The following is a 15,631-nucleotide window of genomic DNA, read 5'->3' on the forward strand; positions in this document are numbered from 1 at the left end:
CGAATTACGGCCTTGTAGTTGAAATTGAAGCAGTAAACCACTGCTGAATGTTGCTCATCGCAGCGTGCGAGGTATCCAGAATCGGCTGCGGATAAACACCCAGCAACACCAGCAGTACCACCAGCACCATAATCATCAGGAACTCACGCGCAGACATGCCGCGCAGCGGTGTTTCTGACTTAGGCGCACCGTAGTAAGCGCGTTGCATCATAATCAGCGAGTACACCGAGGCAAACACCAGACCAAAGGTAGCGATAACAATGATCACCGGTACCGTCTGGAAGCTACCCGTCAGGATCATGAATTCACCGACAAAGTTACCGGTACCTGGCATCCCCAGGTTAGCCACGGCAAAGAACAGCGACAAACCCGGCAGCCATTTGATACGCGACCACAGGCCACCCATCTGACGCATGTCGCGGGTGTGAAGGCGCTCATACAGCTGACCGCAGAGAATAAACAGTGCAGATGCCGACAGGCCGTGAGCAATCATCTGAATCACTGCCCCCTGGAACGCCAGCTGGCTGCCGGTGTAGATAGCAATCAGCACGAAGCCCATATGGGAAATCGAGGTGTAAGCAATCAGACGCTTAATATCGTACTGCGAGAACGCCATCCAGGCCCCGTAGAAGATACCGATAATCCCCAGCCACATGGCAATCGGTGCAAATTCGGCAGACGCATTCGGGAACAGCGGCAGAGCAAAACGCAGCAGACCATAAGCTGCCGTTTTCAGCAGGATACCGGCCAGGTCAACGGAACCTGCCGTCGGTGCCTGACTGTGGGCATCTGGCAGCCAGCCGTGCAGCGGAACCACCGGCATTTTTACCGCGAAAGCGATAAAGAAGCCCAGCATCAGCAGATATTCCACGCCGTGCGTCATCGGTGTTTTCAGCAGCTCTTCGTAGCTAAACGTCCATATTCCCGTCGCGTTGTAATGCACAAACACCAGCGCCAGAATGGCAATCAGCATCACCAGACCACTCGCCTGGGTATAGATGAAGAATTTGGTCGCCGCAGAAATACGCGTCTTCCCGTCGGAGGCTTTATGGCCCCAGAGCGCGATCAGGAAGTACATCGGCACCAGCATCATCTCCCAGAAGAAGAAGAACAGGAACATGTCCATTGCCAGGAACACGCCGATGACGCCACCGAGGATCCACAGCAGGTTAAGGTGGAAGAAGCCCTGCCACTTCTCGATTTCGTTCCACGAACAGAGGATAGCCATCAGGCCCAGCAGGCCGGTCAGCACAACCATCAACAGTGAAAGCCCATCCAGTGCAAGATGGAACTCAATGCCGAAACGTGGGATCCACGGCACGGAGAACTCAGATTGCCACTGCGGAATACCTGCAGCCTGAGTCAGTGAGTAATCTCCCTGCAGCCACAGTTGCAGCGAGAGTACAAAGGTCAGCCCCATTGCGATCAATGCAATCCAGCGTGGCAGCTTAGGCCCGAAGCGCTCCAGCTGCCAGCACAGTAATCCACCGACAAACGGGATGAATATTAGCCAAGGTAATAACATGGCGGTTTTCCCTTTATTGCGATTTTTATTCTTTATAGGGTGTGGCTCTGCCCCACCCCACTCACTAACCTTTAGATCACCAGCAGCAGCGCCAGCACCACAACGGCACCGATGCTCATGGAAGCGAGATACCAGCGCAGGTAGCCGTTTTCACTGACGACCAGACCTTTATTCGCGCCACGCGCCAGTAAAGCCGGAATATTCATCAGGGCGTTCAGCGGATCGCGCGACAGCAGCCAGGCCACACCGAGATAAGGCTTAACAAAGACTTTGTCATACAGCCAGTCGAAGCCCCAGGCGGCAAACCACCAAGTGGTAAAGAAACGCCCCACGGCACTGTTCGCTATCGCGGTAACCAGCGTGCGTTTACCCAGCCACAATGCGGCCGCCAGCAGGATGCCCACAATAGCCACGACACCGGAAGCAATCTCCAGGGTCAGGACGCTGCTGTGTGCCAGCTCGCTGGTTTCTGGCAGAACGCCTCTCAGCGGTGGAACAATCATCGCGCCAATAAAGGTAGAGAGAATTAACAGCACAATCAGCGGCAGATGGTGAGTGATACCTTTGCCCGCATGAGCGTGAATTTTTTCTTCCCCGTGGAAAGCAATAAAGATCATACGGAAGGTGTAGAGCGAGGTCATGAACGCCCCGGCCAGACCCGCAATCATCAGATTAAGATGACCGTTAGCCAGCGCACCCGCCAGAATCTCATCCTTACTGAAGAAGCCTGCGGTGATCAGCGGCAGCGCAGACAGTGCGGCCCCGCCAACCAGGAAGCAGACGTACACCAGCGGAATACTTTTACGCAGGCCGCCCATCTTGAAGATGTTCTGCTCGTGATGGCAGGCAAGGATCACCGAACCGGAAGAGAGGAACAGCAGCGCTTTAAAGAACGCATGGGTCATCAGATGGAAAATCGCTGCATCCCAGGCCTGAACCCCCAGCGCCAGGAACATGTAACCAATCTGACTCATCGTAGAGTAAGCCAGCACGCGTTTGATATCGGTCTGCACCAGCGCGGCAAAACCGGCCAGCACCAGGGTAATCGCACCAATAATCCCGACCAGATGCAGCACTTCAGGCGTCATCAGGAACAGGCCGTGAGTACGGGCAATCAGGTAAACCCCGGCGGTCACCATCGTCGCGGCATGGATCAACGCGGAAACAGGCGTCGGACCGGCCATCGCATCAGCCAGCCAGGTCTGGAGCGGCAGCTGTGCCGATTTACCGACCGCACCACCTAACAGCATCAGGGTCGCCCACTGCAGCATATGGTTGTCCGCCGCAAAGTGCGCCGGTGCCAGCTCCATCATTTCGCGGAAGTTCAGCGTGCCCAGCTCGTTGTAAAGAATGAACAACGCGAACGCCAGGAACACATCCCCCACGCGGGTAATGATAAAGGCTTTCATCGCCGCCGCGCCGTTTTTCGGGTTGGTGTAGTAGAAGCCAATCAGCAGATAAGAGCAGAGGCCAACGCCTTCCCAGCCGAGATACATCAGCATCAGGTTATCGGCCAGCACCAGAACGACCATGCTGGCGATAAACAGGTTGGTATAGGCGAAGAACCGCGAGTAGCCCTCTTCCCCACGCATGTACCAGGAGGCAAACATGTGGATCAGGAAGCCAACGCCGGTCACGACCGACAGCATGGTCAGCGACAGGCCGTCCAGCGTCAGGTTAACGTCAATCTTGAAGTTTCCGACCTGCATCCAGGTCCACAATGCCTGGTTGAATACCTGCTGGCCGTTATTGAAGAAGTCGACGCCCGCATAGGCCGCGACCAGCGCCGCAAGACCGACAGACCCCATACCCACGGTCGCTGACAGGTTCTCTGACCAGCGGCCACGGGAGAAGGCCAGTAACAGGAAGCCAATCAGCGGAAACAGGATTGTTAAATAGAGAAGGTTCATCCGCGCATCTCGCTCACTTTATCAATGTTGAGGGTCTGGCTGCGGCGATGGAGCTGCAACAGCAGCGCCAGGCCAATGCTGGCTTCAGCCGCGGCCAGGCTGATTGCCAGGATATACATTACCTGACCGTCGGCCTGTCCCCAGTAGCTCCCCGCCACCACAAACGCCAGTGCAGCAGCGTTAATCATGATTTCGAGACCAATCAACATAAACAGCAGATTGCGGCGGATTACCACGCCCGTCAGTCCGAGGACAAACAGAATGGCCGCCAGAATAAGTCCATGCTGCAGAGGGATCATACCCGCTCCTCCTTGTTACTTTTCGCCGCATCAGACGGGCGGTTGCTCAGAACCTCACCGGGACGCTGTTCGCGGCCGATGTGGAACGCCACCACCAGGCCTGCCAGAAGCAGCATCGACGCCAGCTCAACGGCGAGAACGTAAGGACCAAACAGGCTGATACCGACGGCTTTCGCATCGATCATCTTACCGTCAATGCCCTGGTCGTTGATGCCGCTGATGGCGTAAACCAGCACCACCAGTAACACCAGCGAAAGTACGGCCGGGCCCATCCACATAGACGGCTTCAGCCACTGACGCTCCTGCTCAACTTCCTGGCCGCCAAGGTTCAGCATCATCACCACGAAAACAAACAGCACCATAATGGCACCGGCATAAACGATGATTTCCAGCGCACCGGCAAAGTAGGCACCGAGCGAGAAGAACACCCCGGCAACCGCCAGCAAAGAAATAATCAGGTACAGCAGCGCATGTACCGGGTTGGTATGCGTGATGACGCGTAACGTCGCCAGCACAGATACCAGACCACAAACGTAAAATGCAAATTCCATGCCTGGCTCCTTAAGGTAACAAGCCCTTGACGTCGATGGGTTTGGCTTCGTTTTCTGCGTCGCCTTTGTCTTTGCCATCGATCGCCATACCCGCCATCCGGTAAAAATTATATTCCGGGTATTTACCCGGGCCGGAAATCAGCAGGTGCTCTTTTTCATACACCAGATCCTGACGCTTAAACTCACCCAGTTCGAAATCTGGGGTAAGCTGAATCGCAGTGGTCGGGCAGGCCTCTTCACACAGGCCACAGAAGATGCAGCGCGAGAAGTTAATACGGAAAAACTCCGGGTACCAGCGCCCGTCGGCCATCTCTGCTTTTTGCAGCGAGATACAGCCAACCGGACAGGCCACGGCGCACAGGTTGCAGGCAACGCAGCGCTCCTGACCGTCGGGGTCACGCGTCAGTACAATACGACCACGATAACGGGGTGGCAGATAAACCGGTTCTTCCGGATACATCATGGTTTCGCGTTTGGCGAAGGCGTTCATCCCTATCAGCCAGATACTGCGTACGGTTGTCCCGAAACCAACAACAAGGTCTTTTAATGTCATCTTCTTAACCCCTTACTGCGCCGTGTACAGAATGACTGCGGCAGTTGCCAGCAGATTCAACAGCGTCAACGGCAGACAGACTTTCCAGCCGAACGACATCACCTGGTCATAGCGCGGACGCGGTAACGCAGCACGAATCAGAATAAACATCATCATGAAGAATGCCGTTTTAATCGCGAACCAGAAAATCGGTGGCAGCCACGGACCGTTCCAGCCGCCGAAGAACAGCGTAACGATCAGTGATGAAACGGTAACGATACCGACGTATTCACCGACGAAGAACAGGCCGAACTTCATCCCGGCATATTCAATGTGGTAACCGTCAGCCAGTTCCTGCTCCGCTTCTGGCTGGTCAAATGGATGGCGGTGACACACTGCCACACCGGCGATGCAGAAAGTGAGGAAGCCGAGGAACTGCGGGATGACGTTCCACAGATGCTGCTGGCTGTTCACAATGTCGACCATGTTGAATGAGCCAGCCTGTGCCACTACGCCCATCAGCGACAGGCCGAGGAACACTTCGTAGCTCAGAGTCTGAGCCGATGCACGCATCGCCCCCAGCAGTGAGTATTTGTTATTACTCGACCAGCCTGCAAACAGCACGGCATAGACCGCCAGGCCTGCCATCATCAGGAAGAACAGCAGACCAATGTTCAGGTCTGCGCCCATCCATGTTGGCGTCACAGGCACAATCGCCATCGCCAGCAGCAGCGAGGTAAAGGCAATCATTGGCGCAAGGGTAAAGATCACACGATCGGTAAACGGCGGGATCCAGTCCTCTTTAAAGAACATTTTGATCATATCCGCCACCAGCTGCAGTGATCCACCCCAGCCGACGCGGTTAGGCCCGTAGCGGTTCTGGAACAGACCGAGCAGGCGACGCTCACCAAAGCTCATAAAGGCGCCGCAGCCCACCACCACAAACAGGATGATCAGTGCTTTGACGACGGCAATCAGCACGTCGATAACTTCCGGTGTCAGCCAGCTCATTGTACTGCCTCCCGCAGATTGTCGATGTCGCTACCCGCCAGGAACGGTGGAATACCCGGTAAACCGAGCGGCAGACCGACCTGCCCCGCCTGCAACGTGCTGGAGAAGCGGACCGGCAGGCGCAGTGTCTCGCCCTGGCAGGTAAATTCAACCGCCGTACCGGCATTTACGCCAAGCTTCGCGGCATCTTCCGGGTTCACCATCACATAAGCCTCAGGCATACGCTGCTGGATAACCGGTGCGCGCTGGGTCATTTCATCGCTGCCGAACAGGTGGAAGTATGGCGCTACGCGCCAGGCATCATGGCTGCCAGCGAAAGCAGCAGGCACATTTTCGAACCAGCCCAGCTGAGGCACACCCGCTTCGATCAGACGCACACCCGGATCGCCATTACGCAATTTACCCCCCACTTCGACCTGGAATTTATTCCATGCCTGCGGTGAGTTCCAGCCAGGCGCCCAGGCAAATGGGATCTGCGAACGGGCAGCACCCGGCTGGTTGTTCCCTTCCATAGAGAAGGCAAACATACTGTCTTTGTCCTGCGGCTGGCGCGGCTCATGCACGCTGATATTGGCGCGCATCGCGGTACGTCCGCTGGAACGGTGTGGTGAACGCGCCAGTTTCTGACCCCGAATACGGAAGCTGGCATCCGGAGCCGCCTCTTTAATTCCGGCCAGCTGTGGCAGCGCAACGATGCAGGCATCGATCACATGATCGAGCTGGCTCCAGTCGACTTCGCGGCTGTTGATGGTGCTCTGCAGCGAATGCAGCCAGCGCCAGCTTTCCAGCATCTGCACTTTTTCATCGTAATAAGCCGGGTCATACACCTGGAAGAAGCGCTGTGCGCGGCCTTCCTGATTCACCACCGTACCGTCGCTTTCTGCAAAGCTTGCACTGGAGAGGATCAGACCGGCTTTCTCGGTGGTCGCCGTACGCTGATGATCCAGTACGATGACGCTTGGCGTGTTGGCCAGTGCCGCATCCACTTTCGCTTTAGGCAGGTGACGATACAGGTCGTTTTCAAGGATGATCACCGCATCAGCCGCACCGCTTTCCAGCTCGGACAAGACGGTATCAAGGGATTTACCGCCGATCATGCCAAGTCCAACGCTGTTTGCCGCCGTGGCCAGCAGGGTGATGCCTACATCAGCACCGCGCCCTTTCAGCGCTTTCGCCACGTTGGCGGCCGCCTGAATCATCGCTTCGCTACCGGAGTTAGTCCCGGAGATGATCAGTGGTTTTTTCGCCCCGGCTAAGGCCTGCACAATAACGTCAATTTTGCCGGCCAGTGATTTATCAAGGTCAGCAACGGCTGGTGCGCTGGCATCCAGTTCGTGGGCGATAGCGAAACCAAGGCGCGCCTGATCTTCCACCGGGGCACGATAGCTCCAGGCGGCGATGTCATCCAGACGCGTCTGGTCGACGTTAGTCACGAACAGCGGATGTTTAGCGTTCTGCCCGATGTTGAGGATCGCCGCAATCTGCCAGTCAGCCACTTTTTGCGCAGCCGCCATTTCACGGGATTTTCCTTTGACCGCCTGACGCACGGACAGCGCCACGCGCGCGCCGGTCTGGGTCAGATCTTCGCCCAGCACCAGCACGGCATCGTAGCTTTCAATCTCACGCAGCGCCGGCGTATGGATGCCACCGTCGCGCAGCACTTTCAGCATCAGATCCAGACGCCCCTGCTCCCCTGCCGGGATACCGGTAGAGAAGTTGTCAGCCCCCACCAGCTCACGCAGGGCAAAGTTGCTCTCTACGCTGGCACGTGGGGAACCGATGCCGATCACTTTCTTCGCCTGGCGCAGCACATCCGCCGCGCCCTGCATAGCCTGATCGGCATTCAGTGAGATCCAGTCATCGCCGCGACGCTGCATAGGCTGACGCGGACGATCTTTCAGGTTCACGTAGCCATAGCCGAAGCGGCCGCGATCGCACAGGAAGTAGTGGTTTACCGTGCCGTTATAGCGGTTTTCAATACGGCGCAGTTCACCATAGCGCTCACCCGGGCTGGTATTACAGCCGATGCTGCACTGCTGGCAGATGCTGGGTGCAAACTGCATATCCCACTTGCGGTTATAACGCTCGGAGTGTGTTTTATCGGTAAATACGCCGGTTGGACATATTTCGACCAGATTACCGGAGAACTCACTTTCCAGCACGCCATCTTCAGGACGACCGAAGTAGACGTTGTCATGGGCTCCGTAAACACCGAGGTCGGTCCCGTCTGCATAATCTTTGTAATAACGCACACAGCGATAGCAGGCAATACAGCGGTTCATTTCATGGGAAATGAACGGGCCGAGATCCTGATTGCGGTGCGTACGTTTGGTGAAGCGATACCGGCGGAAGCTGTGGCCGGTCATCACTGTCATATCCTGCAGGTGACAGTTACCCCCCTCTTCACAGACCGGGCAATCGTGCGGGTGGTTGGTCATTAACCACTCCACCACACTTTCGCGGAACTCTTTTGCTTCACCGTCATCAATAGAGATGAAGGTACCGTCAGACGCCGGTGTCATGCAGGACATAACCAGGCGACCACGGGTGTCTTCGGCATTCTGAAATTGCTTCACCGCGCACTGGCGGCAGGCACCGACGCTACCGAGCGCCGGGTGCCAGCAGAAATAAGGAATATCTAAGCCGAGGGAGAGACAAGCCTGTAACAGGTTGTCTGCGCCATCAACATCATATTCTTTACCGTCTACATGAATTGTAGCCATAGTGAACATGCTTCCGTAAGGCCCGTGCGAACACGGGCGTTAAACTTTGCTTACCAGCGCGCCTTTAACAGGTTTGGCTGGATGCCGCTAATCGCGTGTGCGTTGCTGAATACCTGAGGTGCCATACCCGCTTCAAACTCTTCACGGAAGTATTTAATGGCACTTTGCAGTGGCTCTACTGCACCAGGCGCATGCGCACAGAAGGTCTTACCCGGGCCAAGCTGGCGGCAGAGCTGCAGCAGGGTTTCGATATCCCCCGGCTGGCCCTGCTTATTTTCCAGCGCGCGCAGAATTTTTACGCTCCATGGCAGGCCGTCACGGCAGGGCGTACACCAGCCGCAGGACTCACGGGCGAAGAACTCTTCCAGGTTACGCACCAGTGACACCATATTGATCTCGTGGTCAACGGCCATCGCCAGCGCGGTACCCAGACGGCTGCCGGCTTTACCAATGCTGGCAAACTCCATCGGCAGGTCGAGGTGTGCCTCGGTCAGGAAGTCTGTCCCTGCCCCGCCCGGCTGCCAGGCTTTAAACTTCAGCCCATCGCGCATGCCACCGGCATACTCTTCAAGGATTTCACGTGCGGTAGTACCAAATGGCAGCTCCCAGACGCCCGGATTCTTCACGCGGCCGGAAAAGCCCATCATTTTGGTGCCGGTATCTTCGCTGGTGGAGATGCCTTTGTACCAGTCAACGCCGTTAGCGATGATCGCCGGAACGTTGGAAAGCGTCTCGACGTTGTTCACGCAGGTTGGCTTGCCCCAGGCACCCGCAGTTGCCGGGAACGGTGGCTTGGAGCGAGGGTTAGCACGGCGTCCTTCCAGCGAGTTAATCAGGGCTGTTTCTTCACCGCAAATATAACGACCGGCGCCGGTATGCACGATAAGTTCAAAATCGAACCCCGTACCGAGAATGTTCTTGCCAAGCAGCCCCGCTTCGGTCGCTTCAGCAATGGCACGGCGCAGGTTAACGGCAGCTTCGATGTACTCACCGCGCAGGAAGATATAGCCGCGATAGGTTTTTAGCGCGAAGGCGGCAATCAACATGCCTTCCACCAGCTGATGGGGCATCTGCTCCATCAGCAGGCGGTCTTTATAGGTGCCCGGTTCCATTTCATCGGCGTTACATAACAGATAACGGATGTTCATGGATTCGTCTTTTGGCATCAGGCTCCACTTCAGACCGGTAGAGAAGCCCGCGCCGCCACGCCCTTTCAGACCGGAGTCTTTCACCTGGCTAACAATGTCTTCCGGCGACAGGGATTTCAGCGCCTTTTCAGCACCGGCATAGCCATTCTTACTGCGGTACTCTTCGAGGAATACCGGCTGCTTGTCTTCACGCATCCGCCAGGTCAGCGGATGCATTTCGGCAGTACGCACGATCTGTCTCATTGATACTGCTCCAGTAAGTTGGCGATACCTTCCGGCGTGAGATGAACGTGGGTATCTTCATCCACCATCATCACCGGCCCTTTGTCGCAGTTACCGAGGCAGCAGGTTGGCAGCAGCGTAAAGCGACCGTCAGCCGTGGTCTGACCCGGTTTAATATTCAGGTTGCTTTCCAGCGCCGACTGAATGCCCTGGAAGCCGGTGATGTGGCATACCACGCTGTCGCAGTAGCGGATCACATGGCGACCCACCGGCGTACGGAAGATCTGGCTGTAAAACGTGGCCACCCCTTCGACATCGCTGGCCGGGATGCCCAGCACCTCAGCGATGGCATGGATGGCACCGTCTGGCACCCAGCCCCGGTGTTTCTGAACGATTTTCAGCGCTTCAATAGATGCCGCACGGGCATCTTCGTAGTGGTGCTTTTCATGCTCGATGGCATCGCGCTCTGCCGCACTCAGCACAAAAGCTCCGGTTTCGTCGATCGTTTCGATCGCAATTCTCTGATCGTGCATAATTAGCGGTCCACGTCTGACATAACAAAATCGATACTACCGAGGTATACGATCAGATCGGATACCAGGCTGCCGTTGATCACCGATGGGATCTGCTGCAGGTGCGGGAAACTCGGCGTGCGCACGCGGGTGCGGTAGCTCATCGTGCTGCCATCGCTGGTCAGGTAGTAACTGTTGATCCCTTTGGTCGCTTCAATCATCTGGAAGGATTCGTTGGCCGGCATTACCGGGCCCCACGACACCTGCAGGAAGTGAGTGATCAAGGTTTCGATATGCTGCAGCGTGCGCTCTTTCGGCGGCGGCGTGGTCAGCGGATGGTCAGCTTTGAACGGGCCTGCCGGCATGTTCTTCAGGCACTGTTCCAGGATGCGCATACTCTGGCGCATCTCTTCCATCTTCAGCATGACACGGGTGTAAGCACAGCTCACGCCATCGCCGATTGGCACTTCGAAATCGAAGTTTTCATAACCGGAATACGGACGCCATTTACGCACGTCAAAGTCCAGACCGGTGCCACGCAGGCCAGCCCCCGTGGTCCCCCACGCCAGTGCTTCTTCCATGTTATAGGCAGAAACACCTTTGGAACGGGCAATCAGCACGGAGTTTTTCAGCGCGGTCTGTTCATAGGCTTTCAGACGCTTAGGCATCCAGTCCAGGAACTCACGCAGCAGGCGCTCCCAGCCTTTTGGCAGGTCATGCGCCACGCCGCCGATGCGGAACCAGGCCGGGTGCATACGGAAGCCAGTAATGGCTTCTACCACGTCATAAATTTTCTGGCGGTCTGTAAAAGCAAAGAACACCGGAGACATTGCACCGACGTCCTGGATAAACGTAGAGATGTACAACAGGTGGCTGTTTATACGGAACAGCTCTGATAGCATCACGCGAATGACTTCTACGCGTTCAGGGACTTTGATACCGGCCAGCTTTTCTACCGCCAGTACGTAAGGCATTTCATTCACGCAGCCGCCGAGATATTCAATACGGTCGGTATACGGAATGTAGCTGTGCCAGGACTGACGTTCGCCCATTTTTTCGGCACCGCGATGGTGATAACCGATATCCGGCACGCAGTCGACGATCTCTTCACCGTCCAGCTGCAGGATAATACGGAAGGCCCCGTGCGCGGAGGGGTGGTTCGGGCCCAGGTTGAGGAACATGAAGTCCTCATTATTGGTCGAACGCTTCATGCCCCAGTCTTCAGGCTTGAAGGTCAGAGATTCCATCTCCAAATCTTCTTTCTGCTTGGTCAGTTCGAACGGATCGAACTCGGTCGCACGCGCCGGATAATCTTTGCGCAGCGGATGCCCTTCCCAGCTCTGCGGCATCATGATGCGCGTCAGGTGCGGGTGACCTTCAACATTGATACCAAACATCTCCCAGGTTTCACGCTCATACCAGTTGGCATTCGGGAAAATTTTGGTGATGGTGGGCACATTCAAATCGTTTTCAGACAACGCCACCTTGAGCATGATGTCGCGGTTGCGTTCAATGGAGATGAAGTGATAGAAAACGGAAAAATCCGCCGCCGGTAAACCGGCACGGTGGGTACGCAGGCGCTCATCCATGCCATGCAGGTCATACAGCATCACATAGGGTTTAGGCAGCTTGCGCAGGAACTCAATGATCTCAAGCAACTGCTCACGTTTCACCCAGACTACCGGCACGCCGGTACGGGTCGCTTGTACTGTAAAGGCATCAGGCCCAAAACGATTACGCAGCTCGCCGATCACCGGGTCATCCTGGTGATCTCGGGTTTGCCATAACGGCTGGGCGAGATCTTGCGTGGTTAAATCTGTCATAAGTTGTTCACCATGCTGGCCTGTCTGACAGGCACTCAGTGTTGGCGTCAGGTGGGTCAGCGCAGATGACGTTGTGTTTTTATTGCGCTTTTAATGACCACATCCATAAACTGCTGTCTTAAATTTCGTCAGGGGTACGCAGATTGGTCACTGCAATACGCTCGGCGTTTTTCCTGTCGCGCTCAGACTGCATATTCGCGCGATAGACACCCTGATCGCTGACGACCCACGACAGCGGGCGACGTTCTTTGCCGATCGACTCCTGCAGCAGCAGCAGCGCCTGCATGTAGGCTTCCGGGCGAGGTGGACAGCCGGGAATATACACATCAACCGGCAGGAATTTGTCCACACCCTGCACCACAGAGTAGATATCGTACATGCCGCCGGAGTTCGCACAGGCTCCCATAGAAATCACCCATTTAGGTTCCAGCATCTGGTCATAGAGGCGCTGCACTACCGGGGCCATCTTGGTAAAACAGGTCCCTGCTACCACCATAAAGTCTGCCTGACGTGGTGATGCACGGATAACTTCAGAACCAAATCGCGCCACGTCGTGTACCGCAGTAAACGAGGTTGTCATCTCGACGTAGCAACAAGAAAGACCGAAGTTGAACGGCCAGAGGGAATTCTTACGACCCCAGTTCACCATATCGTGCAGGGCATGTTCTAACTTGCCCATGTAGACGTTTTGATGAACGTGCTTTTCCAGGGGATCGGTGACGATCTCCTGTTTTTGCAGTGGGTAACGGTCATTCTCACCGTTCGGGTCTATGCGGGTGAGCGTATAGTCCATGTGTTTTTGCCTCGCTGTTACTGCTTGTGACGGTTGGCGTGCGAGATGGTGGTAGGTTTGACGTCAAACTGACGACGGGCAGGTGCCCAATCCAGTGCGCCAATGCGAACCAGATAAAACAGACCAGCAAGCAGAACCAAAATGAAAATGGCGGCTTCGACAAAGCCGACCCATCCGCTTTCGCGAATCGCCGTCGACCATGCATAAAGATAGAGGGCTTCAACGTCGAAGATGACGAAGAACATGGCAACCAGATAAAACTTGGCAGACAGGCGCAGTTTTGCCGTGCCAACGGAGGCTATACCGGATTCGAAAGGGGTATTTGTATGCCTTCCACGAGCTTTTCCGCCCAAAAACCATGCCCCGGCCAACATCAGGCAGCAGAGACCAATCGAGACGATCAGGAAAACAGCAAATGCCCAATGATGGGCGACGACTTCTGTGGTTGTTGACATACTCTTGCTTACTCACCAAAAGTGGCGTTTTGCGTCCTGCTCTCATATTTGGCAGTTAACACACCACATCGATTCAAGGGAAGAATGAAAAACCGGATAAATTTTACTGACTTTTATGATTAGGCAGTAATTTTATGTGGTTTTTTACTCCTTTAACTGACCTTTTGTCAACTTTGACAAAACTATCCGCACATTAATTTACACACCCAACATTTTTTTAACACATGATGCTCAAAAAGTGGGCTAAATCGAGTCAGTGACATCATGTGATCAAAGTGTAGCGGTTAAAACCCTGATTGGATCGTGTATTTAACATGGACTATTTTGGCAGGAATGGACGGGTTTTCCTGCCCCTTAATGGGGTTATTTTTTTGATCCAGGACACACTTTGGTGTTTTTTGGCAGGAAAACGGGCAGTTTTCAGCCAGCTGAACGCACTGACTGATCGGACCAGATAGTTATTATGGGCATCCGAAACCTGTTGGGGACGGCATTGAACACTTTTTGACAGCGAGAGGGGTAACTTGCGCTAAAAAGCGGGGGATCTCACGACAATCAGGGCAAAAAAAAGGCCTCTCAGTTCATTATCACACTGAAAGACCTGTTTTATACAGTAAAACTAAAAAAAATCATTTTTAATGATAAAAATAATCGTTTGCGTTTACTGGTTACTCTTCTTCATCGGCAAAGGCTGCGCCATCCTGAGCTGCGACGGTCAGGTTGTAGGGATCGTTACGTGATTCCATCGCGTTAAAGATCGCCAGGGCCAGTTCATTATCGCTGTCCGGGTTACGGCACAGCAGATATTCCGTATCCGGCAGCATAGGCAGACCTTCTGCCGCCCCCATAACACGCAGCTCCGGGCTCATCATTTCAACCGGACGGGCGGTGACGCCCAGACCGGCTTTAACGGCAGCACGCACCGCAGCCAGCGTTGAGGCGACGTATGAGATACGCCACGGAATGCCGGCCTCGTTGAGATGGTCAATAGCCATATCACGATAAGGGCTTGGCTCATCCAGCAGCACCAGAGGAATCGCTTCACCACGCTGGAAGATGTAGTCAGCCGCACAGTACCAGAGAGTGGGCGACGTGCGTAATACCTGCCAGGTGAAGTTCATCGGACTGGAGGTGGTGACGACCAGATCGACTTCGCCCTGGTTGAGCATTTCCATCATGAACGGGTTGCGCTTCACACGGACATCAATAGCCAGCTTGGGATAGACCGAGGTCACGCGGTTGAGCAGGAACGGCAAAATAGTATCGGAGGTATCATCGGATGCGCCGATGGTCAGAACCCCCTGAATGTTGCTGTACATCAGAGAAGTACAGGCTTCATCGTTGAAGCGCAGTATTTTTCTGGCGTAACCCAGCAGCTGAATACCATGTTCCGTCAATAACTTGTTGCGTCCATGCCTGGCAAATAGCTCTTTGCCTACCAATTGCTCCAGACGCTGCATCTGCTGACTCACCGCTGACTGCGTTCTGCACACGGCAGCCGCAGCGGCGGCAAAGGTGTTCAGATCGGCAACAGCAACGAAGGTTCTCAGCAGATCGAGGTCAAGATTGAGTACTGGACGATTTGCACTAGTCATGTTTTTCTTCACTTTATAAGTTTTTTACAAACAGCTACCCTGGTGTTATTACCTGTTTTATCAAAGGGATAAAACGATAACAATTGCGTAATGGTTACAGTGTTCAGTAATAAATTAATTACCTGATGCATTACTTTTATCGGCAGACGATGGAGTAGTTTCTACTCTGGTTATTCCTTTCAGCTTGTGCGGCGGGAAACAGAGAAAAAGGTTCTCACGTCTGATACATCACTAATGCACGCTGCACTAACCCATAAGTTGCAGGAAGCCGCGTCGTTATAGTTAATTAACGCCGACAAAACTCAAAAAAGGACGAGTTGCGGTGTCGTTAGTCTAAAACAACCATTGAAAATTAAGTTACCAGCACGCTGTTACGACAGCGAAAAATGTTAAGCATTACTTATTGTTTAGGGTAATAAAAAGGATTTTTTTATTCCCCGGGAGGCCTGCACGCACGGTGCAAAGTCTCCTGAACGTTATCCTGACATACTGTCGTTTACTTTTTAAGCCCAAATCCGATTATTCTTATCAC

12 protein-coding genes and 1 pseudogene are annotated in these 15,631 nt (G+C 54.5%); all 13 read right to left on the reverse strand.

Going from position 1 to position 15,631, the window contains the following annotated elements; all coding sequences use genetic code 11:
- Nucleotides 1-4: 4 nt before the first annotated feature.
- The gene (gene nuoM, locus ACZ3HG_RS07040; RefSeq protein WP_191933003.1) at nt 5-1,525 is read right to left on the reverse strand and encodes an NADH-quinone oxidoreductase subunit M; all 1,521 of its coding nucleotides are present in this window, start codon (nt 1,523-1,525) and stop codon (nt 5-7) included.
- 71 nt (nt 1,526-1,596) lie between these two features.
- Nucleotides 1,597-3,435 (reverse strand): NADH-quinone oxidoreductase subunit L, encoded by a 1,839-nt coding sequence (gene nuoL / locus ACZ3HG_RS07045; RefSeq protein WP_191936640.1) that lies wholly within the window; start codon nt 3,433-3,435, stop codon nt 1,597-1,599.
- Entirely contained in the window at nt 3,432-3,734 is a 303-nt protein-coding gene (nuoK, locus tag ACZ3HG_RS07050; protein WP_048915457.1) for an NADH-quinone oxidoreductase subunit NuoK, read from the reverse strand. Before nuoK ends, nuoL begins: the two co-directional genes overlap by 4 nt.
- The gene (nuoJ, locus tag ACZ3HG_RS07055; RefSeq protein ID WP_062742949.1) at nt 3,731-4,285 is read right to left on the reverse strand and encodes an NADH-quinone oxidoreductase subunit J; all 555 of its coding nucleotides are present in this window, start codon (nt 4,283-4,285) and stop codon (nt 3,731-3,733) included. Before nuoJ ends, nuoK begins: the two co-directional genes overlap by 4 nt.
- A gap of 10 nt (nt 4,286-4,295) precedes the next feature.
- A complete protein-coding gene (gene nuoI / locus ACZ3HG_RS07060) occupies nt 4,296-4,838 on the reverse strand; it encodes an NADH-quinone oxidoreductase subunit NuoI (protein ID WP_048915455.1) in 543 nt (180 codons plus the stop codon).
- A gap of 12 nt (nt 4,839-4,850) precedes the next feature.
- Entirely contained in the window at nt 4,851-5,828 is a 978-nt protein-coding gene (nuoH, locus tag ACZ3HG_RS07065) for an NADH-quinone oxidoreductase subunit NuoH (RefSeq protein ID WP_062742950.1), read from the reverse strand.
- Nucleotides 5,825-8,551, reverse strand: coding sequence for an NADH-quinone oxidoreductase subunit NuoG (gene nuoG, locus ACZ3HG_RS07070; RefSeq protein WP_191933005.1), 2,727 nt, complete (start codon nt 8,549-8,551; stop codon nt 5,825-5,827). Before nuoG ends, nuoH begins: the two co-directional genes overlap by 4 nt.
- 50 nt (nt 8,552-8,601) lie before the next feature.
- The gene (gene nuoF, locus ACZ3HG_RS07075; protein WP_191933006.1) at nt 8,602-9,942 is read right to left on the reverse strand and encodes an NADH-quinone oxidoreductase subunit NuoF; all 1,341 of its coding nucleotides are present in this window, start codon (nt 9,940-9,942) and stop codon (nt 8,602-8,604) included.
- Nucleotides 9,939-10,454, reverse strand: coding sequence for an NADH-quinone oxidoreductase subunit NuoE (nuoE, locus tag ACZ3HG_RS07080; protein ID WP_062742953.1), 516 nt, complete (start codon nt 10,452-10,454; stop codon nt 9,939-9,941). Before nuoE ends, nuoF begins: the two co-directional genes overlap by 4 nt.
- Nucleotides 10,455-10,456: 2 nt before the next feature.
- Nucleotides 10,457-12,270: pseudogene (gene nuoC, locus ACZ3HG_RS07085) on the reverse strand (NADH-quinone oxidoreductase subunit C/D).
- Between the two features lie 104 nt (nt 12,271-12,374).
- Nucleotides 12,375-13,049 carry a NuoB/complex I 20 kDa subunit family protein gene (locus ACZ3HG_RS07090; protein ID WP_048915449.1) on the reverse strand — a complete coding sequence of 225 codons (675 nt, stop codon included), beginning with the start codon at nt 13,047-13,049 and terminating at the stop codon, nt 12,375-12,377.
- 17 nt (nt 13,050-13,066) lie between these two features.
- A complete protein-coding gene (nuoA, locus tag ACZ3HG_RS07095) occupies nt 13,067-13,504 on the reverse strand; it encodes an NADH-quinone oxidoreductase subunit NuoA (RefSeq protein WP_004158614.1) in 438 nt (145 codons plus the stop codon).
- 668 nt (nt 13,505-14,172) lie between these two features.
- Complete coding sequence (gene lrhA, locus ACZ3HG_RS07100; RefSeq protein ID WP_191933007.1) at nt 14,173-15,099, reverse strand: transcriptional regulator LrhA; 927 nt, start codon at nt 15,097-15,099, stop codon at nt 14,173-14,175.
- Between the last annotated feature and the right edge of the window lie 532 nt (nt 15,100-15,631).

This window comes from Erwinia sp. PME.40.26/001, from assembly GCF_055556675.1.